The organism is Methylobacterium sp. WCS2018Hpa-22, from assembly GCF_031843785.1.
Taxonomy (GTDB): domain Bacteria; phylum Pseudomonadota; class Alphaproteobacteria; order Rhizobiales; family Beijerinckiaceae; genus Methylobacterium.
Genome location: NZ_JAVTJA010000007.1, coordinates 12,170 through 36,516 on the forward strand (window position 1 = coordinate 12,170; position 24,347 = coordinate 36,516).

Consider the following 24,347-nt stretch of genomic DNA (forward strand, 5'->3'; position numbering starts at 1 on the left):
AGGGTTGTCGCGGACGACAGGGCCGTCGGGAGCATCCCCCCTCTCGCCGAGTGCGGAGAGAGAGGGGGGATGCGCACCGTCGTTGCGTCGGTCTCGCCCCCGGAGAGGAGAGGCGAGCCGATGGATCAGGCCTTCTTGCGCGTGGCCGGCTTCTTCGCCGTAGTGGTTTTGGCAGCACTCGTCTTTGCTGCCGTCGCCGTGCTTTTCGCGGCCGTCCCGGCCGGTTCCTTGGCCGCCGTCGCCTTGGTCGCCGCCTTCTTGGCGGGAGCCTTCGCCGTCCCCGCCTTGGCCGTGGTCTTGGCTGCCGTCTTGGTCGCGGTCTTGCGGGCCGGAGCCTTCTTCTTGCTGCCGCCCGCCGCTTCGCGGGCGGCGATCAGTTCAAGCGCCTGGGGCAGGGCGATGTCCTCGGCGGCCATGGTCTTGGGCAGGGTCGCGTTGGTGGTGCCGTCGGTAACGTAGGGGCCGTACTTGCCCGATTTCACCACGATGGCCTTGCCCGTCTCGGGATGCGCCCCGAGGGAGCGGCCGGGATCGGAGGCTGGACCCCGACGACCGCCACCCTGCTCTTTGGCAACGATGAGATCGATGGCGCGGTTGGCGCCGATCTCCAGCACGTCGTCGTCGCGGCCGAGATTGGCGTACATCTTCCCGTGCTGGACGTAAGGTCCGAACCGCCCGAGATTGGCCAGGATCGGCTCACCGGTCTCGGGGTGCTTGGCGACTTCGCGGGGGAGGGAGAGCAGGCGCAGGGCCTTCTCCAGATCCACCGCGGAGGGGCTGAGCCCCTTGGGCAGAGAGGAGCGCTTCGGCTTCTCCGCGCCCTTCTCCGTCGACGCCTCGCCGAGCTGCACGAAGGGGCCGAAGCGGCCATCGCGCAAAGTTACCGGCAGGCCGCTGACGGGATCGTTGCCGAGCACGCGGGTGCCCGGCTGACCGCCGTTCTCGGACGAGCCATCGCCCTCGCCCTCGACGCCGGAGGCGGCGAGCTGGCGGGTGTACTTGCACTCCGGGTAGTTCGAGCAGCCGACGAAGGCGCCGAACTTGCCGAGCTTAAGCGACAGCTGGCCTGAGCCGCAGGTCGGGCAGGTGCGCGGGTTCGAGCCGTCCGCCTTTTCGGGGAAGATATGCGCCCCGAGGAGATCGTTCAGCGCGTCCAGCACCTCGGTGACGCGGAGCTCCTTGGTTCCGGAGATCGCGGCCGAGAAATCCCGCCAGAAGTCTCGTAGCACTTCACGCCAGTCGATCTCGGCATTCGAGACCCGGTCGAGCTGGGTCTCGAGGTCGGCGGTGAAATCGTACTCGACATAGCGCTTGAAGAAGCTCTCGAGGAAGCCGGTGACGAGGCGGCCCTTGTCTTCGGCCACCAGACGCTTCTTCTCGATCTTCACGTATTCGCGGTCGCGCAGGGTCTGCAGCACGGCGGCGTAGGTCGAGGGCCGGCCGATGCCGAGTTCCTCCATGCGCTTGACGAGGCTGGCCTCGGAATAGCGCGGCGGCGGCTCGGTGAAGTGCTGAGTCGAGACGATGCGCTCGCGCTTCAGCGCGTCGCCCGCCTTCATCGGCGGCAGGCGCTTGCCGTCCTCGTCCTCCTCGTCGTCCTTGCCCTCCTGGTAGAGGGTCAGGAAGCCGTCGAACTTCACCACCTGGCCGGTGGCCCGCAGCTCGATCCTGCGCGGGCCGACGGAGGCGACGATGTCCACCGTGGTGCGTTCGAGCTCGGCCGATTCCATCTGGCTGGCCACCGTGCGGGTCCAGATCAACTCGTAGAGCTTGGCCTGTTCGGCGTCCACGTAGCGGGCTACCGACTTCGGTAGCCGGCTCATGTCCGTGGGACGCACGGCCTCGTGGGCCTCCTGGGCGTTCTTCGCCTTGGCGCTGTAGCGGCGCGGCGCGGTGGGGAGGTAGCGCTCGCCGTATTCCTTGCCGATGACGCGACGGGCATCGGCGATGGCCTCCGGCGCCATGTCGACGCCGTCGGTCCGCATGTAGGTGATAAGACCCACCGTCTCGCCGCCGATCTCGACACCCTCGTAGAGCTTCTGCGCGGCGCGCATGGTCTGGGCGGGAGCGAGGCCGAGCTTGCGCGAGGCCTCCTGCTGGAGCGTCGAGGTGGTGAAGGGCGGGGCGGGGTGGCGCTTGGCGGGCTTCGCCTCCACGCTGCCGACCTCGAACGTGGCGAGTTCGAGGTCGCGCTTGAACGCAGCGGCGTCCTCGCCGTTGCCGACGTCGAGACGCTGGATGCGCTTGCCGTCGGCACCGACGAGACGCGCCTCGAACACCGCGCCCTCCTGGGTCACCAGGGTCGCGACCAGAGACCAGTATTCGCGGGGCTTGAACGTCTCGATTTCGCGCTCGCGCTCGCAGACGAGGCGCAGGGCCACGGACTGGACGCGGCCGGCTGAGCGGGCACCCGGCAGCTTGCGCCACAGGACCGGCGAGAGGTTGAAGCCGACGAGATAATCCAGTGCCCGGCGCGCCAGATAGGCGTCGACCAGGGCCTGGTCGATCTGGCGCGGGTTGCGCATGGCGGTGTCCACCGCCGCCTTGGTGATGGCGTTGAAGGTCACGCGCTCGATCGGCATGCCCTTGATCGCCTTGCGGGCGTTCAGAGCCTCGACGACGTGCCACGAGATGGCCTCGCCCTCGCGATCCGGATCGGTGGCGAGGATCAGGCCGTCGGCACCTTTCAGTGCCCTGACGATCTCCGAAACGCGCTTCGAGCCGCGGTCGTCGAGCTCCCAAAGCATGCGGAAATCCGCCTCCGGGTCGACGGAGCCGTCTTTCGCCGGAAGGTCGCGGATATGGCCGAACGAGGCGAGCACCTCGTAGTCGCGGCCGAGATATTTGTTGATCGTCTTGGCCTTGGCCGGCGACTCGACGACGACGACTTTCATGTGCGGATCAGCCTCTCGTCAGCGCCCGAGCTGCCGCCGGGGCTCGCAGCCGGCGGGGTTCACACCCGTCGGGACTCACAAATTGTGTGCAAGACGTAAAACATGGCCTGGCACCATGGCCGGCCCGGCGCTTGGCGGGGGACAAGTGGGTCAAGGGCGCGGGGTTGTCAAATCGGAAGGAGCCCGGGCCTTTGCAAGATCCGGTACCTGTCAGATCCCCGCATACCATTCGTAGCCGCGATCCTCCCAATAACCGCCCTGGCCGTCTCCGATCCCGGACAGGCTGTCCACGACCTCGATCCGCATGACGTATTTGGCGTGTTTGTAGCCGAGCTGCCGCTCGACCCGCAGGCGCAGGGGCGCGCCGTTCGAGACGGGCAGGGCCTTGCCGTTCATGTCGTAGGCCAGGATCGTCTGCGGATGGAAGGCGTCGGTGAGGTCGATGCTCTCGTAGTACCGGATCGGACGACCGTTCGGACCGCCATCGCCGGCCTCTATCTCCGCCACGTCCCCACCCTCGAGACCGCCACCGGCCATCTCCATCGTGTCGGCGCAATGGAACACGACGTAGCGCGCATTCGGTTTCAGCCTCGCCCGGGTCAGGACTTCGCCGAGCGGAACGCCCGTCCACTTGCCGATGGCGCTCCACCCCTCGACGCAATCGTGCCGGGTGATCTGGGTCCGGGAGGGCAGGGCGCGCAGATCCGCGAGGGACAGGTCCTGCGGTTGTTCGACGAGGCCGTCGATTTTCAGCCTGAAGGTCGCGAACCCGGCCTTGGCCAGGGTCTTGTAGTCGTCGTCCGGAGGCTCGATCGTCCCGTTCGGCTTGAACCAGGGCGAGATGTCACCTTCGTAAAACTCGTGGGCGAGGGAGGTCGGCGTCAGCAGGAGGCGCTGCACGAACAGGTTGGCATCCTCTCCGAGCTTCAGCGTGCGCCTTCCCCAACCGGTGCCGGCGATGCGGTCGCAGCCGCCGAGGAAGGCGGAACCCAGCAGGCCGGCCGCGCCGGTGAGGATGCCGCGACGGTTGGGAGCGCGCGTCATCGGCCCTTCCTCGGATCGGAGGTCTTGCCCGGGTAGGAGGTCTTGCCCGGATAGGAAGTCTTGCCCGGACCGGAGGTCTTGGTGGTCTCGATCACGAACCAGCCGGTGACCATGCCGCGCAGGTTGTTCCAGGCCCCCGAGACCAGCACCAGCGCCACATGGACGAGGGTGAAGAGCACGAGCAGGTTTGTGACGATGAAATGGACGGTCCGCGCCGATTGCCGGCCGCCGAACAGGGCGGGCAGGGGCAGCACGGCATTGAAACCCGGCGACATGGCGAGGCCCGTGAGCAGCATCAGCGGCAGGAGGAGGACGATGACGACGAAATAGCTCAGTTTCTGCAGCGTGTTGTAGCGCCGGGCCTCGTCGCCTTTCGGGAAGGTCAGGGTGAGGTGCTCGCGGACCGAGCCGCCGAAATTCCGCAACTGGTCTCTCTGAGGCACGATCCGGCGGCGCAACTGGCCGCTCTCTAGGCCGTAGATGAGATAGATCAGCCCGTTGATCACGAAAGCCCAGGCGAACAGGAAGTGCCAGCGGCGCCCGGTGGCGAGGTCCTGCTGCGCCGGTAGGGTGATCCAGGCGGGGAAGGCCCGGCCCGTGGCCTGTCCCTGCACGGTGGAGAGGCCGAGCCAGCCGGTCGTGTCGATCGCGTGACCGGCGATCCTCACGATCCCGCGCGCCGCTCCCTCCGCCGTCTCGTCGTTCGTGATGGCGAGGAGGGGCGCGTCGAAGGTCGAGGCCGAGCCCCAGTACAAAGCCGGATGGGCGTTGAAGATCTGTAGCCCGCTCATCAGCAGCACGGCGAGGCAGACGAGGTTGATCCAGTGCGCGGCCCGGATCACCGCGGGGTGGCGGAAGATCCAGCGGCGTTGGATCGTCTCGATCCGCTCGTCGGGCCGTCTCGTCGTGCTGGCTGCCAAGGGGCGGACTCCGGCCTCGATCATGTCTCGCGCCCATCCCGAATGACCGGGTGCGCGCATGCTCGGCGAGACTACGAGCCAGGGGGTGGAAAGGTTACACGTCCCGGACTTCTTGCCGGGCTCCTTGCCGCTCCCCTTCCGCCTCCCTATAGCCATGGTCTCAGAATGACCGTCGCACCCGCCTCCTTCCCCCATCGGCACCTTCTCGGCATCGAGGGGCTGTCGCGCCCCGATATCGAGGCCCTCCTCGACCGGGCGGAGGATGCCGTGGCCCTCTCCCGCCAGGTGGAGAAGAAGCGCACCACCCTGCGCGGCCGCACCCAGATCAACCTGTTCTTCGAGCCCTCGACCCGCACCCAGAGTTCGTTCGAACTCGCGGGCAAGCGTCTCGGCGCCGATGTGATGAACATGTCGGTGGCCTCCTCCTCGGTGAAGAAGGGCGAGACCCTCATCGACACGGCCGCCACCCTCAACGCCATGCGGCCCGACATCATCGTCGTGCGCCACCACTCCGCCGGGGCCGTGCATCTCCTGGCCCGCAAGGTGGATTGTTCGGTGGTCAATGCCGGCGACGGCGCCCACGAGCATCCGACCCAGGCCCTTCTCGACGCGCTCACCATCCGCCGCAACAAGGGGCGGATCGAGGGCCTGAGGGTGGCGATCTGCGGCGACGTCCTGCACAGCCGCGTCGCCCGCTCCAACATCATCCTGCTCCAGGCGCTCGGCGCCCGGGTGCGGGTCATCGGCCCCTCGACGCTGCTCCCCACCGGGATCGAGCGCTTCGGCGTCGAGGTCTTCACCGACATGCGAAAGGGCCTCGAGGGCTGCGACATCGTGATGATGCTGCGGCTCCAGCGGGAGCGCATGAACGGCTCCTTCGTGCCCTCGGTGAAGGAGTATTTCCGCTATTTCGGCCTCGATGCCGAGAAGCTGGCGCTGGCCGCGCCCGACGCCCTGGTGATGCATCCGGGACCCATGAACCGCGGCGTCGAGATCTCGTCCGAGATCGCCGACGGGGCGCAATCCCTGATCCGCGAGCAGGTGGAGATGGGGGTCGCCGTCCGCATGGCGGTCCTCGAAGCCCTCGCGACGCATCTGCCGAACGCCTGATGGTCATGACCGGACACGTCCTCCTCACCCATGCCAGCCTCCTCGATCCGGCTACGAGCCGCGAGGGGCCGGGCCATGTCCTCGTCCATGACGGTCGCATCGCCGATATCGCCTGGGGCGCGGCACCCGTTGCCCCCGAGGGCGCCGAGATCGTCGATTGCGGCGGCCATGTCCTGAGCCCCGGCCTGATCGACCTGCGCGCCTTCGTCGGCGAGCCGGGCGCCGAGCACCGCGAGACCCTGGCCAGCGCCAGCGCGGCGGCGGCGGCCGGCGGGGTCACCACCCTCGTCTGCATGCCGGACACCAACCCGGTCATCGACGGGCCGGCCATCGTCGACTTCGTCCTGCGCCGCGCCCGCGACACGGCCTGCGTCACCGTCCTGCCGGCCGCCGCCATCACCAAGGGGCTGGCCGGCCAGGAGATGACCGAGTTCGGCCTGTTGCAGGAGGCCGGTGCCGTCGCCTTCACCGACGGTCTCAAGGCCGTTCGCAACGCCCAGGTGATGCGCCGCGCGCTCACCTATGCCCGTGATTTCGACGCCCTGCTGATGCAGCACGTGGAGGAGCCCGACCTCGTCGGCGAGGGCGTGATGAACGAGGGCGAGATGGCCTCGCGGCTCGGCCTCGTCGGCATCCCGCGGGAGGCCGAGACGGTGATGCTGGAGCGCGACATCCGCCTCGTGCGCCTCACCGGGGGCCGCTACCACGCCGCCATGATCTCCTGTGCCGATTCGGTGGAGATCGTGCGGCGGGCCAAGCACGACGGCCTGCCCGTCACCTGCGGCGCCTCGGTGAACAACCTCGTCCTCAACGAGGGCGATATCGGCCATTACCGCACCTTCTGCCGGCTCTCGCCGCCGCTGCGGCACGAGACCGACCGCCTCGCTTTGGTGGAGGCCCTGAACGAGGGCGTGATCGACGTCATCGTCTCCGATCACAATCCCCAGGATGTCGAGACCAAGCGCCTGCCCTTCGCCGAGGCCGCCGATGGGGCGCTCGGCATCGAGACCCTGCTCGGCGCGGCGCTCCGCCTCGTCCATACCGGCGACGTGGCGCTGCCTCGCCTGCTGGAGGCCCTCACCGTCACCCCGGCGGCGATCCTGCGGCGCGAGGCCGGGCGTCTCGCCGTCGGCGCGCCGGCCGATCTCGTGCTGATCGATCCCGACCTGCCCTACGTGCTCGACAAGCGGACCCTGAAGTCGCGCTCCAAGAACTCGCCCTTCGACGAGGCGCGGCTGCAAGGTGCTGCAATCCTGACCATGGTCGGCGGGCACGTCGTCTACCGGGCCGCGCAGGGTACGGAGGCGGCGGCGTGAACCCCCTCCTCGATGCCGGTTGGCCTCTCCTGCTCGCGAGTCTGGCCGGCGGTTACCTCGCCGGCTCCATCCCGTTCGGGCTGATCGTCACGCGTTTTGCCGGCCTCGGCGACGTCCGCGCCATCGGCTCGGGGAATATCGGTGCCACCAACGTGCTGCGCACCGGCCGCAAGGGGCTCGCCGCCGCGACCCTGCTCGGCGATGCGCTGAAGGGTACCCTCGCCGTGCTGGCGGCGAAACAATTCGGCGAGGGCGCGGCCCTGGCGGCCGGGCTCGGCGCCTTCCTCGGCCACCTCTTCCCGGTCTGGCTCGGGTTCAAGGGCGGCAAGGGCGTCGCCACCTTCCTCGGCGTGCTCCTCGCCTTCAGCCCCATCGGGCTCGCCGCCTTCGCGGCGATCTGGCTCGGCCTCGCCTTCACGTTGAAATACTCGTCGCTCGCCGCGCTTGCCGCCTCGGCCGCGACACCCATCGTCCTGTGGGTGGCGGGACAGCCTGCGGTTGCGCTGCTCTTCCTCATGCTCGCGATCCTGCTATGGTGGAAGCACGCTCCCAACATCCGCCGACTGCTCGACGGCTCCGAGGGGCGGATCGGGCAGAAGGGCTGACCTTCCGTCGAGGGAGGTTCGGGGCATGGGCATGCAACTCAACCCCGCCCAGCGCCTCGACTGGCTCCGGCTGATCCGCACGGAAGGCGTCGGCCCGCGCACCTTCCGCACCCTGATCAACCGCTTCGGCGGCGCCGGCGCGGCGTTGGAAGCCCTGCCGGACCTCGCGAAGCGCGGGGCCAAGCGCGTCGTGCCGGTGACGCGGGCGCAGGCGGAAGCCGAATTGGAGGCGGCGGCCAGGATCGGGGCCCGCCTCGTGGCCATGGGCGAGGACGATTACCCTAAGCTGCTCCAGGCCGCCGATTCGGCGCCGCCCCTGATCGCGATCCGGGGGCAGGCGGCGATCCTCTCCCGGCCCGCCATCGCCATCGTCGGCTCCCGCAACGCCTCGGCCGCCGGCCTCGGCTTCACCGAGCGTCTAACGCGGGGCCTCGGCGAGGCCGGCCTCGTGGTGGTCTCGGGGCTGGCGCGCGGCATCGATGCCCGCGCGCACAAGGCGTCCCTGGCCTCGGGGACGGTGGCGGTGCTCGCCGGCGGCCATGACCGGATCTATCCGGCCAATCATCAGGCCTTGGTGGAAAGCATTCTCGATTCCGGCGGCGCGGTGTTGGCCGAGATGCCCATGGGCTGGGAGCCCCGCGGCCGGGACTTTCCCCGGCGCAACCGCATCATCTCCGGCCTCGCCTACGGTACCGTGGTGGTGGAGGCCGCGCGGCGCTCCGGCTCGCTCATCACCGCGCGCTTTGCCCTCGAACAGGGCAGGGAGGTCTTCGCCGTGCCCGGCTCGCCCCTCGACCCGCGCGCCGAGGGCACCAACGACCTCATCCGCCAGGGCGCGACCCTGGTCTCGGAGGTGGAGCACGTCACTTCCGCCATCGCGCCGCTGCTCGGGCGCGGGGATTTCGAGCAGGGGACCGGCCAACTCGCCCTCGACCGGCCCGACCTCGCCGACGCCCCGATCTTCTGGGACGAGCTCGACGTGATCGGCGGCCCGGCCCCCGAGGCGGAGGAGAAACTTGAGGGGCTGGAGCCCGAGGAGGCGGAACCCGCCGACGACCGCGCCCGCCTCATCGCCTATCTCAGCCCGACCCCCATCGGCACCGACGATCTCGCCCGCGCGGCGGGCCTCAGCGTGCGCATCGTCCAGACGACGCTGCTGGAACTCGAACTCGACGGCCGGATCGAGCGGCATGGCAGCGGAGCGGTGTCGCTGGTGTCATAGGGAGGACGAATGTCCGTCCCTCTCGCCGCCTGCCTACTGGTTCGCCCATCGCGCGAGATGCACTGTCCTGCCCTCCTCCCCAGCGGATCGCGGACCTGCCCGAGATTCATCGAGCTTGTGGGGAGGAGTTGGAGGCGGGGGTGGTTGGGCGACCCTGATCCTTCGGAGGCTGGCGGAGCCACCCCCACTCCTAACCTCTCCCCACAAGGGGGAAAGGGACGCGGTCTGCCTGAAAAAGCAGGTGTGGGAATGCCCTAGCGCCACCGCGCGGATGCGCGCGCTACCGCAAAAAGTCCCCGAACGAGCGCGGGCCGTCCGGCACCGGGATGTCCTTGATCACCTTCAGCGTCGTGGCGTCGATGACGCCCAGCGTGTTGGAGCCCCAGTTTGTCACGTAGAGGCGGCTGCCGTCGCGGGAGGCGGCGATGCCTTCCGGGTGGTCGCCCACCTCGATGGCCGCCACGTTGGTGAGGGTCTTCAGGTTGAACACCGTCACGGTGTTCGAATACTGGTCGGTGACGAAGCCCCGCGTGGCGGTGAGGGCCACCACGTAGGGCCGCTCGCCGGTGGTGACCCGGCCGAATTCCCGTCGTCCGGCCACATCGATGACGGAGACGTCGTTCGACATGACGTTGGCGGTGTAGGCGCGGCTGCCGGTCTCATCGAGGGTGATGCCGAACGGGTGCTCGCCCACCGGAATCTTCACCGTCTCGGTGGCGGTGGCCGCATCGATCACGGAGACGGAATTGCCCTCGCGGTTGGCCACCAGGATCGTGGCGCCGTCCGGCGTCACCGCGATGCCCGAGGGCGAGGCGCCCACCTGGATCTCCGTCTCGATCTTGGAACCATCGGCCGAGACCACGAAGATGCGGCTGCCGTACCAGTCGGCCACGTAGACCACGCCGGATTTCGGATTGACGGCGACGCCGAGCGGGCCGCCGGGCAGGGCGAGCGTGCCCGTCACCGCGCGGGCGTCGAGATCGACGATGGCGAGGCCGTGGCCCTCGGGGCGGGTGACGTAGGCGGTCTTGCGATCGGGCGACAGGGCGATGCCGGCCGGCGCCCCGTCCACCGGAATCTGCGCGGTGACGACCTGCGTGTCGAGATCGACCAAGGCGAGGATGTTGGCCCCCTGCGCCGTGATCAGGGCCTCGTCGGCGAGGGCGAGGGCGGGGGCGGTGGTCAGGGTGAGGAGCAGGCCGACGACCTGCGCCACTCTCCTCCCCCTTGTGGGGAGGAGTTGGAGGTGGGGGTGGTTGGGGGACCCTCCTGCTGCGGAGGCTGGCGGAAGCACCCCCACCCTCGGTCCCTCCCCACAAGGGGGAGGGAGGAGCGCGTCGCCACTCGGTTCGGTGCAAGCCACCGGATCCGAGGCCCTAGGGTAAAATAGGATCAAGAGCCCTTCTCGGCCTTAGCCTTCACGTTATCCAGGCCGGCCTTGTAGAGGCCGAGGACGGCCGCCTTGGAGGCTTCGTCGTTCAGGTCCGGCGGCGGATCGTTGTTCATGTAGCCGCGGTAGAACGCGCCGCGCCACGTCACCTTGGACTTGGCGCCGTCGCCCTCGACCTCGATGGTCGAGGAATAGTCGTTCACCGGCAGCGTCTTCACGTCCACCTTGGTGATCCGGTACATGTAGGTCTTCTTCTCGGCATCGTACTTGGCGAGCTCTTCCTCGACCGTGGCGCCGCCCTTGAGGGTCAGGACGCGGGTGGCCTTGACCTCGTTGCCGCCCTTGCCCTCGGTCTTTTCGACCACGGGAATCCAGCTGCCATCCTGGAAGTTGCCGAGCACGGCCCAGACCTTGTCGGCCGGGGCGTTGATCTCGATGGTCTGCGAGACCTTCTGGCGGGTCGGGCCATGGGCCTGCGCCGCGTAGGATACCGTGGCGAGCGCCGCCACGGCGGCCAGCGTCTTGAATCTCATCAACCCTGTCTCCTCGGGAACGCACCTTCTAGGGTGCTTGGGGGGCTCGTGCGAGAACCGGTTCGTCGCGCCCGAGGGCAGCGGCGACCTTGTCCTCGATCCAGTCCCAGGCCTCGCGCTCGGCGGGCCCGGCTGTCTTGGATATCGCGATGGCGTGGTAGCGCATCTCCGTCAGGATCTTGTCCGGCTCCAGCATGTGCAGGCGCGTCGACAGGATCGCCGCCTCCAGCACCGCACCTTGAGCCCGGTTGTAGCCGAAGAACGGCATATGGCTGGCGCTGTGTACCATGCGGGCACGATAGCGCGGGCGCGTCGCATCGTCCTCCACAGAGATCACCTCGAACTCGGCATGGCCGAAGCTCTCGGCGAGGCGCCGGCCCGGGATGCGGTCGCAGGGCAGGGTGGCCCAGTCGCGCCGCCCGGTGACCGCCCCGGCGATCACCCGCACGTCGCTCGGGCTCGACGCGGCGAAGACCGGGTTGGCCTGGAGGTTGAGGATGGTGGGGGAGGGCCGGAACGGGGCCAGCACCCAATCCTCGCCCTCGCAGATGAGGCCGAAGGGTACGAGATGCAGGTCGCCGGAGGGCGAGGTGGTGGTGACGATGGTCTCGAGGATCAACGGCATCGGATCAGGACTCGCCGCTCTGGTCGGGCCGGTCGTTCGGGACGAATTTTCCGCAGACGATGCGGCCGCCCTCGTCCGAGAGCGCATCGCCGGTCCGCGACCGGCGGGGCTCGTTCGGGGCTGGCTCGATCGTCTCCGGCCTGGCCGCACCCGCTTCCGGGGGCACGGCATCGCGGGTGGTGCGCTCCGCGCCGCCGGGGCCGGAATGCTTGGTATGTCCGGCCTTCTTGAAGGCGGTGGTGTCCTCGACCTCCTCGTCGGCGGCGACGCCCCAGCGCAGGGGCTCGTCCTGGACGTAGCGCTTGCCGAGGCGCCAGGCCGTCTCGGCCTTGGTCAGCTCGCCGCCGAGATAGAAGGCGTGGGCCCCGTCGGCGGCGACATCGAGATCGGGAAAGAACGCCATGGCATCGGTGCCGATCGTGTGGACGTCGCGGTTGAAGGCGTGGATGCCGTCCTCGGCCACCGCGATGCGGTAGTTCGGGTCGCGCACCTCCGCCGCCTGGGCGGCGATCTCCTCCGGGGTCTGCACGAAGGGGCGCTTGTCGTGCACGGCCAGCAATTGGCGTCCGTAGCCCTTGGGCAGGGCGGAATCCGCCTTTGCGGCGAACATCACCCGGCGGGCGGCGTCGTGCTCCTCCACCGTGCGCCGGGTGTGGTTGGAGACCTGCACGATCAGGACGTTGCGGATCGACAGTTCCGAGCACATGCCCACGAGGAGGGCGGTGACGCCGAGGCTGTCGGCCTCGGTGAGTTCGGTGAGGTTGCCGGTGCCCATCATCATCTCGATGCCGGGCCAGCGCTTGCGCGTCTCGTGATAGCGCGTGATCGATTCGACGAAGCCGAAATGGATCGGCTCCAGGATCGGGTCGGCCATGTAGGGCCGGCCGGCCTTCTCCATGCGCTCGATGGCGCGGTCGAGGGAGGGCAGGTCGTCGGGCCGCATCGGCACCAGGATCGGCACCGCATCGGTCTCGAAGGCGAGGTCCAGGGTCTCCTCGTTGAGGCTCAGAAGAAAGTCGGCCCCGGCTTTCGCCCCGCGGGTCAACTCGTCGAGGGAGAAGGAATCGACGCTGACCTTCAGGCCCGCCCCCTTCAGCAGGCGTACGCACTCTTCGAGATGCGGGAACTCGGTGTCGGGGAGGCCGCCGAGATCGATCACGTCAGCGCCGCGTCGCGCCAGGTCGAGGCCCTTGGCCAGAATCTGCTCGGGATTCATCTTCGAGGCATCGACGATCTCGGAGAAGATGCGCAGATCGTGCCGCGAGAGATCGACGTTGCGTCCCGCGAGGCCGAGATAGGCCGGAAGGTCGACCACCTCGTCCGGCCCGCGCTCCACCGGCAGGCCGAAATGAGCGGACAGCGCCTCCGGATTGGCGCGGCAGCGGCCCGGCAGGACGATGCGCGTGGCACCGTCGGGGATCGTCACGCGGCGGCGGATGATCTCCTCGGTCATCAGCGCGGCGACCTTCACACCGGCATCGGCGATGCTCCAGGTGAAGCGCTCGGCCGGCAGGGTCGCGGCGACCTTCTCCAGGCGAGCTTTCGCCATCCGGCCGGTGATGAAGACGAGATGTTCGGGCGCGCTCACGCGGCGGCCCTTACGATATCGGCGCCCGGACCCCGGATCACGATCTCGCCAGCGTAGGACGCGGCGAAAGCGGGGAAGGCCGCATCGACCACGCCCATCCGGACGAGGTCGGACAGGCTGGCGCCCGCCGGGCGATCGATGGATTTCACCAGGATGCAGCGGGGCGCCTCGAGTTCGGTGGCGAGCCAGAGGGCGAGGCTGTCCGAGGTGACGTCCCAGGTCTCGGGGATAGAAGGGTGTCCGTCTTTCAGCGCGACGGGGTCCCAGATGACGGACGCCTCGGCCGAGCGGGCTTCCATTACGCTGCGCACGATGGCGAGGCGCGGCTCGCCCTCCGAAAGCACCTCCGCCATCCGGCCCATGGCATCGAGGGCGAGGCGGTGGGCGAGGGCGTCCGAGAAGCCCAGTTGTCCCTGGGCCTGACGCACCGCGTCGGCGAACGGACCGCCGCCCGGCACGACGATGCAGCGGCCCTCGCCGCCATCCGCCAGGACGCCGAGAAGCCGTCCGAGCCGCGCCGCGTCCGAGACGAGGCTGCCGCCGAGCTTCACGATGGTGGGAGGCGCGCCCGTCACGCCGCGTTCCGCCGGTCGAGCCCGCGAAGAGTCTGCACGGCCAGGGCCACGCGCTCCGCGTCGAGGCCGCGCGTCCGGTCGCTGCCGAAGCAGAGGCCGCCGCGAAAGCCGAGATAATCCGGCCGGTGCACGGCGAGGACGGCGATGTCGGCGATCGTCAGCGATCCCGCGAGACCGGAGAGCAGGCCATGGAGGCGGGCGTCGGCGGTGAAGGCCGAGAGGCGAGGGGCGGGCAGGAGGTCGCCGAGGCGCCGGCCGTCTTTGGCGGCGGTGTCGATCATCACCCCGGCAAAGCCCGCCCCGGCGAGGCGGCCGACGAGGTCGTCCGGCATCGGTGCTCCGGCGAAGAGAACCGCGATCAGGCGGCCGGGGGCGGCCCGCGCCGCGGCGGCGAGGGCGTCGTCGTCGAAATCGGCCCGCACGGCGACCTTGACGTAGCCGATCCCGGTCCCGGCCATCGCTGCGACCGATCCGGGCAGGGAAGCGGCGTCCTGCGGCTCGCCGGCCACCGCACTGCTGACGGCCTCGTCCGCGATGGACGCGACGATCGCCCTGACCGTCTCGACCGGGAGCGCCCCGAGCGCGCCCCGGACGGGGTCCTTGGCATCGACGAGGTCGGCGCCCGCCCGTGCCGCCATCACGGCCTCGTCGGCGTCGCGGACGCTGACGAGGAGGCGGGGACGCGCGCGCAGATCGGATGACATCGGCTTCGACACGGAATGATTGGGCAACGGGAGACTCAGGATCGGTTGGGCAAGGGTTCGGCCAGGAGACGGTTCTTGACCACCCATCGCATGGCATGGGCCCATGTGTCGTCGGTATCGGCCCGGATCACCACCTGTCCAGCCCGCACGACCTTGCCGGAAGCGGCGTCCGAGATAAGGACGTAGAGATTGAAGATCTGGTTGGAGCCCTTCTCCACGAAACCGTTGACGGCAAGATCGGCCCCGAGGCTCTTGGCGATGGTGGCGGCGCAGCCCTCGCATTTGAAGAGGGGAGCCTGTTTGGCGATCTCGGCGGCCTGGGGCGCCACGTCCACGACCTCCACCGCATTGCCGGCGGTGAGCGCCTTGCGGAGCTCGTCCGTGACCAGGGCGAGGCGTCGAGCTTCGTCGGGACGCGCCTTGCGGCCGCCGACCACACCCGGATCGTTGAGTTCGATCCCGAAGATCGCCGCCTTGTCGGGGGCGGCGAGGGCCGGTCCTGCCAGGACCGATCCGGCCAGGATCGCGAGCACGGAGGCCCGCGCCACCGCGTATCCGGGGCTGGGGAGTGGTAACGAAACCATAGGCTTGGCGCGACGAGACCTGACGAATGGGGACATGGCGAACCTGTGTCACGATCGATGCGGCCTGCGGCGGACACCGCGCCCGTGCCTTGAAAGTCGAGCAGTGACCGGATTTGACAAGTCGTGCAAATCGGCTCGCCCGCTCCGAGCGATCTCGCGTGTATTCGCGCCCATCGGCACGCAAGCGACGCTCCGCCGCGCCTTAGGGTTTCCTTATGCTTCCGCGATTGAGCGTATCCGCGCAATGTTGTTAGCGTGCCGACCGTATGAACGCATCGCTCCTCTCCCGATCCGCCGCCCTCGTCCTCACGCTCGGCCTCGGCGGCACGGCGTCCCTCGCGGTGGCGCAGGAACCGGCGGCCTCCGCGCAGGCGGCGGAGGCCGCTCCGGGTGACACCCATATCGGCCTGATCTACCGGCCCGAGATCGCGCCGTCCTCCTACGATGCCGAGGCCGCGCCGGAGGATGAGGGCGTCGCCGGCGCCCGCATGGCGGTGAAGGACAACAACACCACCGGCCGTTTCACCAAGCAGACCTACGCCCTCGACGAGGTCGCTCTGACGGAAGGCAGGAGCGCCATCGACGCCGCCCGCGACCTCGTTGGCAAGGGGATCCGCTATCTCGTCCTGGCGCTGCCGGCCGACGAGGTTCTGGCGGTCGCCGACGCGGTCAAGGGGGAGGGCGTGACCGTGTTCAACACCGCCGCGCCCGACGACCGCCTGCGCGGCGCCGAGTGCCGCAAAAACGTCTTCCACGTGATCCCGAGCCGGGCGATGCAGACCGACGCGCTGGCGCAGTTCTTCACGCTGATGCGCTGGCGCAAGATGTTCTTGATCGTCGGCCCCAACGACAACGACAAGCTCTATGCCGACGCGTTCCGGGCCTCGGCCAAGAAGTTCTCCCTGAAGATCACCGCCGAGAAGCCCTGGACCTTCGGCCCGCTCGCCAAGGCGCGGGGCGACACGCCGACCCGCTCCGAGGCGATGGTCTTCACCCGAGGCGTCGATTACGACCTCGCCATCGTCGCCGACGAGGCCAATGATTGGGGCGACTACGTCCCTTTCCGCACGGTAGACCCCCGGCCGGTCGCGGGAACGCAGGGGCTCATCGCGGCCACCTGGCACCCGACCCTGGAGACCTGGGGGGCGGCGCAGGCGCAGAACCGCTTCCGGCGTCTCGCCGGCCGGCTGATGCGGCCCCTCGATTACCAGGTCTGGGCGGCCGTGCGCTCGGTGGGGGAGGCGGCGACGCAGAAGAAGACCGCCGATCCGGCCGTGCTCGCACCCTACTTCGCCGATCCCGCCTTCAGCCTGCCCGCCTACAAGGGCGTCTCGCTGACCTACCGTCCCTGGGACCATCAGCTGCGCCAGCCGATCATCGTGGTGCAGCCCAAGGCCATGGTGACCGTGGCGCCCGAACAGGGCTTCACCCATCAGCGCACGCCACTCGATACCCTCGGTGTCGACCTTCCCGAGACGGCGTGTCAATTCTGACGGTCCGCGAATGTTCGGGGATCTGCGAATTTTCGCGCCCGTCCTGCGGCAACGCGCTTGCGTTCCGCGTGCAGGCATGCGCTCCCCGTCAGGACAAACTGCACTATAATCACTGTCAATCGCGCAAAGAAGCGATGCCCAGGGAGAAGACGGAATGAGCCTCGGCTTCAAGGCAGGCGTGTGTGTGGCCGCCCTCGTCGGTGCGACGATGGCTCTGACCGCCACCGCGCAGGCCTACACGGTCTACGTGACCAACGAGAAGGGCAACACCGTCAGCGTCATCGACACGGCGACGATGGCCGTGACCGGAACCTGGAAGGTCGGTCGGCGCCCGCGCGGGGTGACGACGAGCAAGGACGGCAAGGAGCTGTTCGTCTGCGCCAGCGACGATGACCGCATCGACGTGCTCGACACCGCCACCGGCAAGGTGGTGCGCTCGCTCCGCTCCGGACCCGATCCGGAGCAGTTCATCCTCGGCCCCGGCGGCAACCCGCTCTACGTCGCCAACGAGGATGACAGCCAGGTCACGGTCATCGACATCGAGAAGAACAAGGTCCTGGCCGAGGTGCCCGTCGGTGTGGAGCCGGAGGGAATGGGTCTGTCGCCGGACGGCAAGATCCTGGTGAACACCTCCGAGACCACCAACATGGCGCATTTCATCGACACCACCACGTTCCAGGTGATCGACAACGTGCTGGTGGATGCGCGGCCGCGCTTCGCCGAATTCACCTCGGACGGGAAATTCCTCTGGGTCTCGGCCGAGGTGGGCGGCACGATCAGCATCATCGACGTCGCCGCGCGGCGGGTCATCAAGAAGATCACCTTCAAGATCCCGGGCGTGAACGACGAGGCGATCCAGCCCGTGGGTATCCGCATCACCAAGGACGGGACCAAGGCCTTCGCAGCGCTCGGCCCCGCCAACCGCATCGCGGTGATCGATGCCAAGACCTACGAGGTTCAGAAGTACCTGCCCGTGGGACAGCGGGTCTGGCAGCTCGCCTTCACCCCGGACCAGAAGTTTCTGTTCTCCACCAACGGCTCCTCCAACGACGTCTCGGTGGTGGATGTGGAGGCGGACAAGGTGATCAAGAGCATCCCGGTGGGATTGCTGCCCTGGGGGGTGACGGTATCGCCGAATTGAGGTGCACTTTCCCTCCCCACAAGGGGGAGGAGGGACGCGCGGATATGCCGAAGGACGGACCGCCTCAAGGCGGCCAACGGGAGGACGATCACATGACGAGGACGATGCGGACGATCACCCTCGCCCTGGCGGCCCTGCTCGCCACCGGGCCGGCCTCGGCCCTCGATCTCACGAAGAAGCGCTCCACCCTGCCGGATCTCGTCCTCGGCAATGAAGAGGGCAACGATTTCGTGGTCGAGAACCGGGAGATCGAACTCGAATCCGGCAAGGCCTATCGCTTGCGCATCGTCGCCAAGGGCCGGCAGGAATATAAGTTCTATGCCACCGAGTTCTTCCGCAACATCTGGTTCAACCAGATCGTGATCCAGCATCTCGAGATCCACGGCAGCGGCCCACCGGACCACCTCGAATTCGACGATCCGGGCGAGATCGCCATCGAGTTCGTGACGATCAAGCCGGGCGAATACCCCTGGTCGATTCACGGGCTCGAATCCAAGGGCATGACCGGCAAATTCATCGTCAAGTAAGGCAGGGCCTCCGCATGCGTCTCCTCATCCCGACCTTCGCCCTCCTCCTCGCCGCCGGCCCGGCGCTCGCCGACGACAAGGCCGCCTGTGCCGAGGGCATCGCCATGATCAAGGACGCCCTCGCCAAGGGGCCGTCCGAGGCGGCGGCGCCGAAGCTCAAGAAGGCGCTCCGCGTGGCCGAGCGCGAGCAGGGCGAGGGCGAGTTCGACGAATGCCTCGATGCCGTCGGTGACGCCAAGCGGGCGATGAAGCCGTGAGCGACGGGGCAGGGGAGAGTGCGGCCCTCGACGTGGCCGGCGTGAGCCATCGCTTCGGCGCGCGCGCGGCCCTGTCCGACGTCTCGATCCGGGTGGAGCGGGGCCGGTTCATGGCCCTGCTCGGCCCCAACGGCGCCGGCAAGACCACCCTGTTCTCGGTGATCACCCGGCTCTACGCCAACCAGGACGGGCGGGTCTCGATCTTCGGCCACGGCCTCGACCGCGAGCCGTCCCGGGCGCTCGCCCGCCTCGGCGTGGTGTTCCAGGCCCGGACCCTCGATACCGACCTCACCGTCGAGCAGAACCTCCTCTACCATGCCAGCCTGCACGGCATCGCGCGCCGGGCCGCGAAGGCCCGCATCGCGGCGCTGCTCGCCCGCGTGGGCCTGAGCGACCGGCGCGACGACAAGGTGCGCACCCTCTCCGGCGGCCAGTCGCGACGCATCGAAATCGCCCGCTCCCTGGTGCATGAGCCGAAACTCCTCCTCCTCGACGAGCCCACCGTGGGGCTCGATCTCGAATCGCGTGCCGACATCGTCGCCATCGTCCGTGCCCTGGTGCGGGAAGAGGGACTGTCGGTCCTCTGGGCGACCCATATCTTCGAGGAGATCGACGGGACCGACGACGCGGTCGTCCTTCACAAGGGTCGCATCGTCGCCCGGGGGACGGCGGCGTCCATCGCTGAAGGCGACGAGACTTTGGAAGCCGCCTTCCGGCGCCTCGTCGCCGAACCGCCGAGGCAGGCCGCATGACGAAGACCGTCGCCACCACCGCTTCGACGGCTGCGAACGTCACCGAAAAACCGGTGCCCCATCTCGGCCGCCTCGACGCGGTCGGCTACCTGATTTGCCTCGGCGGCATCGTCCGTCGCGAGTTGCTGCGGTTCTTCAACCAGAAGGAGCGGTTCTTTTCCGCGCTCGTGCGGCCGCTGGTCTGGCTGTTCATCTTCGCGGCGGGCTTCCGCAACACGCTCGGCGTCTCGATCGAGCCGCCCTACCAGACCTACGTCCTCTACGAGGTCTACGTGGTGCCGGGGCTGGCCGTGATGATCCAGCTCTTCAACGGCATGCAATCCTCGCTCTCCATGGTCTACGACCGCGAGGTCGGCTCGATGAAGGTGCTGCTGACGAGCCCCTATCCGCGCTGGCTGCTGCTGCTGGCCAAGCTGATCGCCGGCGTCACCGTCTCGGTGGTCCAGGCCTATGCCTTCCTCGCCATCGCCTGGTTCTGGGAGCTCGACATCCCGGCCATCGGTTACGTGGCGGCGCTGCCGGCCTTCATCGCCTCGGGGTTGATGCTCGGCGCCATCGGTCTGCTCCTGTCCTCGATGGTCAAGCAGCTCGAGAATTTCGCCAGCGTGATGAACTTCGTGATCTTCCCGATGTTCTTTGCTTCATCGGCCCTCTACCCGCTCTGGCGCATCCGCGAGTCGAGCGAGACGCTCTACCTGATCTGCATGGCCAATCCCTTCACCCATGCCGTCCAACTCGTGCGCTTCGCCCTCTACGGGCAGTTCGAACCCGTGGCCTGCGCCGTCGTCCTGGGCACGACCATCGCCTTCTTCACCCTCGCCGTCATCGCCTACGATCCCGGTCGCGGCATCATGGCCCGGCGCGGCGGACCGGCCGGAGACAATTCATGATTCTTTCGCGGACATTCGTGCTGGCCATGGCGGCCGGCGCTTTCCTCTGTGGGCCGGCCCTCGCCCAGCCCAAGGCGGACCCGGACTGGCCTTGCGTCCAGCGCAAGGTCTCGACCCTGAGTCCCGGCACCGTCTGGACGGGGCCGGATCTGGAGGCCGCCGGCCCGTGGGGCGACGATTACGAGGCGGCCTCGCTCGCCCAGAAGATCGCCTCGCGCCGCACCGACCTGAGCGAGGTCGATCCGCTGCTCGACGAGTTCGTCGCCAAGGCCGGTGACGAGAAGGCCAAGCGCCTGACGCGGGTCTTCGCCGGCGTGTTCGAGGTCGTCAACAACGAGCGCAGCCGGGTCATCGGCGGCATCGCGCGCTATGCCCAGGGACAGCGGCGCATGGCCGAGCGCATCCGCCAGGAGGCCGACCAGATCAGCGCGGTGAAGGACGGCCCGAGCGCCAACGACGCCCGCGAGATGCCCAAGGAGGCCTCGGAACTGGAGACGAAATTCGCCTGGGACCGGCGCATCTTCCAGGAGCGCAGCCAATCCTTGAACTATGTCTGTGAAGTGCCGACCCTGCTGGAGCAGCGTCTCGGCGAGGTCGCCCGCAAGATCCAGGCGCGCCTCTGACCCGACGGTCTCGACGCCCGCAAACCCGCATCCTCGTCAGGCCCGCCGAATCCCGGCGGGCCTTTTTCATGTCTCCTACGAAGTTCTCCGTGAGCCCGGCCCATGGGCCACGCTCACGCAGGCCCGGTCTTCGATCCATGCGGCCGGGCGGGTCCCACCCACCACGTTCGATTCGTCCGGCATGACGTGAGACCGTCACGTTCGAGGGGCCTGCTCAATCCAAGAATTCACTGAAAACATTCCGGCACCGTAGATTGCCGAATGATCCCGTTTGTCGTTCCTATTGGTCCCGAAGCCTCTGAATTCTCAGGTGAATTATGTTGCGCAGAGGTCACGCGAAGACACCATCTCCGTAAGACCCTTATGAGAATCGGCGAAACCCCTCGTCACCGGATTGTCCAAGCCCGATACGCTCCGCAACATTGATCAACGAGCCGGGAAAACCGGCCACGCTGTGGAAACCGAAGGGTCTTGGGACATGAAGAAGCGGACGCTGCGGAGCAGCCTCCTCGTTTCGGTAGCGCTGCTGCCGGGCGTCGCCTACGCGCAGGGCACGATCGTCGGCGGCCAGCAGGCCGTGACGCTGCAGGAGCTCGATGTCGTCGCCACCACGCCATCGGCGAGCGTGCGCAGCGCCCAGGGCGTCCTGCTCGGCCAGGAGCGTGACAAGCTTCCACAGAACACCAGCGTCCTGACATCTGCTGACGTGAACCGGGTCGGCACTCCGAGTGTGCTGCGCGCCCTCGACGAGCGGATCGGCTCGATCAGCATCAACAACGCACAGGGCAACCCCTTCCAGCCGACCATCACCTATCGCGGCTTCGAAGCCTCGCCGCTGGGCGGAAGCCCGCAGGGCGTCGCCGTCTACGTGAACGGCAACCGCTTCAATACCTCGTTCGGCGACACCGTGCAGTGGGACCTCATCCCCGACATCGCCGTCGACCGCATCGAGCTCGAAGGCTCGAACCCGGCCTACGGCCTCAACGCCCTCGGCGGCGCCCTGAGCGTGCAGCTCAAGAACGGCTTCACCTATCAGGGCACCGAATTGAACCTCTCGGGCGGCTCGTTCGGGCGCTTCGGCGGCTCGTTCCAGCACGGGCAGCGCTCGGACAATGTCGGCCTCTACATCGCCGGCACCGCGCTGTCCGAGAACGGATGGCGCAAGCACTCGCCCTCGCGTCTGCGCCAGTTCTACGGCGATCTCGGCGTGCAGGCGGAGAAGGGTGAGTTCCACCTCAACTTCATGGGCGCGGTCAACAGCCTGACCGGCAACGGTACCCTGCCGGTCGACCTGCTCGATTTCCGTCGCAGCGAAGTCTTCACCTATCCGGACAAGACGCTGAACGCCTTCGGGCGGATCGGGATCTCGGGCAACTACGACATCTCGCCCACGGTCACCCTCTCCGGCAACGCCTATTACGGCCGCTTCGAGCAGAACACCGCCAATGGCGACGCCGCCGAGGTGGAGCGCTGCGAGGAGAACGAGCGATTCCTCTGCTCGGAAGGCGCCAACGAGGAACAGTTCTTCCTGCGCGACCGGTTGAACCGCCGCGTCCAGGCGAGCAGCATCCGCACGGCGAACTTCGCCCGGCTTCCGGCCTTCGCCGAGCGGTTCGACGAAGGCGGCCCCTACGCCTTCCTCAATTCCACCCGGACCAACACCGAGAATTTCGGTGTCTCGGTCCAGACCACCGTGCGTGAGACGCTGTTCGGCCTGCCCAACCGCTTCGTCCTCGGCGGTTCGTACGATGGCGGTCGCACGGCCTTCACCGCCGACAATGCCGTTGGCGGCCTGACCTTCGACCGCGGCTTCTACGGGCCCGGCGTTGTCGTGCGCAGCGACGACAACTCGATCACCCCGGTGAGCGTGAAGTCGAGCAACGATTACGGCGGCATCTTCCTGTCGAACAATACCGACCTGACCGACCGCCTGACCCTGACGCTGCAGGGCCGCTTCAACATGGCCAAGATCGTGCTGGAGGATCAGCTCGGCACGGCGCTGAACGGCAACCACTACTTCCAGCGGTTCAACCCTGGCATCGGCGCGAGCTACAAGATCGTGCCTGACTTCCTCACCGTCTATGGCGGGTATGTCGAGGCGAACCGCGCGCCCACTCCGGCCGAGCTCTCCTGCGCCGATCCGCTCGCCCCGTGCTCGCTCACCAACTTCTTCGTCGGCGATCCGCCCTTGAAGCAGGTCATCTCGCGCACGGTCGAGGCGGGTTTCCGCGGCAAGCTGCCCTCGCCGATCGAGCTCGGGGTGCTGAGCTGGAAGGCCGGCGTCTTCCGCGCCCGCAACGAGGATGACATCACCTTCGTGCCGTCCGACATCACCATCGGCCGCGCCTATTTCCAGAATGTCGGTTCCACCCGCCGCCAGGGCGTCGAGGCGAGTCTCGCCATCACCACCCCGGTCTGGAACGCCTTCGTCGATTACGCCTTCGTCGACGCGACCTTCCAGTCGCCGCTGACCTTGGCCTCCGGCGGCAACCCGTTCGCCACCCCGAACCCGGCCCAGCCGGACAATTCGGAAGCCAACCAGATCTTCGTGAGACGCGGCGACAAGCTTCCCGGCGTCGCGCCGCATCAGGTCAAGATCGGTGTCCAGTACATGGTCACGCCGGAATGGAAGGTCGGCGTGCTCGCCCGTGTCGCCACCGGCAAGTTCCTCGTCGGCGACGAATCGAACCTCAACAAGACCACCGGCAACTACGCGGTCATCGGGTTCAACACGAGCTACCGGGTGAGCGAGAATCTGGAGGTCTACGGCTATGTCGAGAACGCGCTGAACGCGAATTACGCGACCTTCGGCACCTTCTCGCCGGTCGGCGAGGTTCCGATCCTGGCCCTGCCCAATGCCAGCTCCAACCGGAGCCTGGCACCCGGCGCGCCGATCGCGGCCTATGGCGGAATGCGCATCTTCTGGTAGGCGCCCTCGAGCCCCTACGTTGGGCCACCGCTCCGGAGACGGAGCGGTGGCCTTTTTTGTCGGTCGCCACGTTCGGTGACCATGTGCGGCGGAGTGTCCCGTCAGGGGATGATCGGCCCCGGCTCGACGATGTCGCAGCAACATGCGGGGTGATTCGAGCGTTGGCGTGCCATGTTCGACATCATCGGAAAGCATCGCATGACCAAGGCCCCCAGCGAGACCAGGACGTCCTCGACCAAGGCGCATTCGCCGACTACGGCCTCGCCGCTGATCCGCATCCTCGCGCCCGCCCTCGTCTTCACCGCCATTGCGGGTCCGGCCTTCGCCTCGGCCTGTTCCGACCAGATCGCCACGATCGAGCGTCGCCTCAACAGTTCCGGCGCCGTGTCGGTCACCGGCACCGCCTCGGCCGACGGCAAGGTCGCCACCAACCCGTCGATGGGCCTCGACGCGCCTCCCGGCGGAAAGCCCACCGACGCCTCGACCACTCCCAATGCCAAGAGCATCGACCACGCCCGTCACCTGATCGAGCAGGCGCGCAAGCAGGAAGCGGCCGGCGATGCCAAGGGCTGCGAGAACACGATGACCGAGGCCAAGAAGGCGGCAGGCTCCCTGCCGTAACACA

The 24,347-nt window shown here is 68.1% G+C and carries 23 protein-coding genes; 13 read left to right on the plus strand and 10 right to left on the minus strand.

The genetic code is table 11. The features are described 5' to 3' along the window. Window positions 1-125: 125 nt before the first annotated feature. From topA to RQI43_RS10815, 3 genes are all read right to left on the minus strand, one after another. A complete protein-coding gene (topA, locus tag RQI43_RS10805; RefSeq protein WP_311275151.1) occupies window positions 126-2,894 on the minus strand; it encodes a type I DNA topoisomerase in 2,769 nt (922 codons plus the stop codon). A 210-nt stretch (window positions 2,895-3,104) separates the two neighbouring features. Beyond that, window positions 3,105-3,938, minus strand: a complete 834-nt coding sequence (locus RQI43_RS10810; RefSeq protein WP_311275152.1) for a molybdopterin-binding protein — start codon at window positions 3,936-3,938, stop codon at window positions 3,105-3,107. Continuing rightward, window positions 3,935-4,882: a cytochrome b/b6 domain-containing protein gene (locus tag RQI43_RS10815; protein WP_405030597.1), complete on the minus strand. Its 948-nt coding sequence runs from the start codon at window positions 4,880-4,882 to the stop codon at window positions 3,935-3,937. The genes RQI43_RS10810 and RQI43_RS10815 overlap by 4 nt, the downstream gene beginning before the upstream one ends. A 141-nt stretch (window positions 4,883-5,023) precedes the next feature. Here RQI43_RS10815 and RQI43_RS10820 point away from each other — a divergent pair, with 141 nt between their 5' ends. From RQI43_RS10820 to dprA, 4 genes are read left to right on the plus strand one after another with little or no spacing between them, the layout of a single operon-like run. Beyond that, entirely contained in the window at window positions 5,024-5,968 is a 945-nt protein-coding gene (locus RQI43_RS10820; protein ID WP_311275153.1) for an aspartate carbamoyltransferase catalytic subunit, read from the plus strand. Next, a complete protein-coding gene (locus RQI43_RS10825; protein ID WP_405030598.1) occupies window positions 5,968-7,284 on the plus strand; it encodes a dihydroorotase in 1,317 nt (438 codons plus the stop codon). Before RQI43_RS10820 ends, RQI43_RS10825 begins: the two co-directional genes overlap by 1 nt. After that, window positions 7,281-7,889: a glycerol-3-phosphate 1-O-acyltransferase PlsY gene (gene plsY / locus RQI43_RS10830; RefSeq protein ID WP_311275155.1), complete on the plus strand. Its 609-nt coding sequence runs from the start codon at window positions 7,281-7,283 to the stop codon at window positions 7,887-7,889. Before RQI43_RS10825 ends, plsY begins: the two co-directional genes overlap by 4 nt. Before the next feature lie 31 nt (window positions 7,890-7,920). Then, window positions 7,921-9,111 carry a DNA-processing protein DprA gene (gene dprA, locus RQI43_RS10835; protein WP_311275285.1) on the plus strand — a complete coding sequence of 397 codons (1,191 nt, stop codon included), beginning with the start codon at window positions 7,921-7,923 and terminating at the stop codon, window positions 9,109-9,111. A gap of 280 nt (window positions 9,112-9,391) precedes the next feature. Here dprA and RQI43_RS10840 read toward each other — a convergent pair whose 3' ends face one another. The 7 genes from RQI43_RS10840 to RQI43_RS10870 all read right to left on the minus strand — a co-directional run bounded on the left by RQI43_RS10840 (window position 9,392) and on the right by RQI43_RS10870 (window position 15,110). Then, complete coding sequence (locus RQI43_RS10840; protein WP_311275156.1) at window positions 9,392-10,327, minus strand: beta-propeller fold lactonase family protein; 936 nt, start codon at window positions 10,325-10,327, stop codon at window positions 9,392-9,394. A gap of 176 nt (window positions 10,328-10,503) precedes the next feature. Further along, window positions 10,504-11,034 carry an SRPBCC family protein gene (locus RQI43_RS10845; protein ID WP_056424374.1) on the minus strand — a complete coding sequence of 177 codons (531 nt, stop codon included), beginning with the start codon at window positions 11,032-11,034 and terminating at the stop codon, window positions 10,504-10,506. Window positions 11,035-11,062: 28 nt separating this feature from the next. Beyond that, window positions 11,063-11,659 carry a DUF447 domain-containing protein gene (locus tag RQI43_RS10850; protein ID WP_311275157.1) on the minus strand — a complete coding sequence of 199 codons (597 nt, stop codon included), beginning with the start codon at window positions 11,657-11,659 and terminating at the stop codon, window positions 11,063-11,065. Between the two features lie 4 nt (window positions 11,660-11,663). Continuing rightward, a complete protein-coding gene (locus tag RQI43_RS10855) occupies window positions 11,664-13,247 on the minus strand; it encodes a DUF6513 domain-containing protein (protein WP_311275158.1) in 1,584 nt (527 codons plus the stop codon). Further along, window positions 13,244-13,822, minus strand: coding sequence for a uridylate kinase (locus tag RQI43_RS10860; protein WP_311275159.1), 579 nt, complete (start codon window positions 13,820-13,822; stop codon window positions 13,244-13,246). The genes RQI43_RS10855 and RQI43_RS10860 overlap by 4 nt, the downstream gene beginning before the upstream one ends. Next, on the minus strand, window positions 13,819-14,526 hold the full coding sequence (locus RQI43_RS10865; RefSeq protein WP_311275160.1) for a (5-formylfuran-3-yl)methyl phosphate synthase: 708 nt from the start codon (window positions 14,524-14,526) through the stop codon (window positions 13,819-13,821). The genes RQI43_RS10860 and RQI43_RS10865 overlap by 4 nt, the downstream gene beginning before the upstream one ends. A gap of 35 nt (window positions 14,527-14,561) precedes the next feature. Next, entirely contained in the window at window positions 14,562-15,110 is a 549-nt protein-coding gene (locus tag RQI43_RS10870; protein WP_405030599.1) for a DUF3280 domain-containing protein, read from the minus strand. A 266-nt stretch (window positions 15,111-15,376) separates the two neighbouring features. Between RQI43_RS10870 and RQI43_RS10875 the strand changes: the two genes are divergently transcribed. From RQI43_RS10875 to RQI43_RS10915, 9 genes are all read left to right on the plus strand, one after another. Then, window positions 15,377-16,603: an ABC transporter substrate-binding protein gene (locus RQI43_RS10875; protein ID WP_311275162.1), complete on the plus strand. Its 1,227-nt coding sequence runs from the start codon at window positions 15,377-15,379 to the stop codon at window positions 16,601-16,603. Window positions 16,604-16,757: 154 nt separating this feature from the next. Further along, window positions 16,758-17,744, plus strand: a complete 987-nt coding sequence (locus RQI43_RS10880; RefSeq protein WP_207413109.1) for a YVTN family beta-propeller repeat protein — start codon at window positions 16,758-16,760, stop codon at window positions 17,742-17,744. A gap of 92 nt (window positions 17,745-17,836) precedes the next feature. Continuing rightward, complete coding sequence (locus RQI43_RS10885; RefSeq protein ID WP_207413108.1) at window positions 17,837-18,271, plus strand: hypothetical protein; 435 nt, start codon at window positions 17,837-17,839, stop codon at window positions 18,269-18,271. 14 nt (window positions 18,272-18,285) lie between these two features. Then, window positions 18,286-18,528, plus strand: a complete 243-nt coding sequence (locus RQI43_RS10890; protein WP_027173557.1) for a hypothetical protein — start codon at window positions 18,286-18,288, stop codon at window positions 18,526-18,528. Beyond that, on the plus strand, window positions 18,525-19,280 hold the full coding sequence (locus RQI43_RS10895; protein WP_311275163.1) for an ABC transporter ATP-binding protein: 756 nt from the start codon (window positions 18,525-18,527) through the stop codon (window positions 19,278-19,280). Before RQI43_RS10890 ends, RQI43_RS10895 begins: the two co-directional genes overlap by 4 nt. After that, the gene (locus tag RQI43_RS10900; RefSeq protein ID WP_311275164.1) at window positions 19,277-20,170 is read left to right on the plus strand and encodes an ABC transporter permease; all 894 of its coding nucleotides are present in this window, start codon (window positions 19,277-19,279) and stop codon (window positions 20,168-20,170) included. Before RQI43_RS10895 ends, RQI43_RS10900 begins: the two co-directional genes overlap by 4 nt. Beyond that, window positions 20,167-20,793: a hypothetical protein gene (locus RQI43_RS10905; RefSeq protein ID WP_311275165.1), complete on the plus strand. Its 627-nt coding sequence runs from the start codon at window positions 20,167-20,169 to the stop codon at window positions 20,791-20,793. The genes RQI43_RS10900 and RQI43_RS10905 overlap by 4 nt, the downstream gene beginning before the upstream one ends. Window positions 20,794-21,271: 478 nt before the next feature. After that, entirely contained in the window at window positions 21,272-23,722 is a 2,451-nt protein-coding gene (locus RQI43_RS10910) for a TonB-dependent receptor (RefSeq protein WP_311275166.1), read from the plus strand. A gap of 198 nt (window positions 23,723-23,920) precedes the next feature. Beyond that, on the plus strand, window positions 23,921-24,343 hold the full coding sequence (locus RQI43_RS10915) for a hypothetical protein (RefSeq protein ID WP_244478121.1): 423 nt from the start codon (window positions 23,921-23,923) through the stop codon (window positions 24,341-24,343). The last annotated feature ends 4 nt before the right edge of the window (window positions 24,344-24,347 follow it).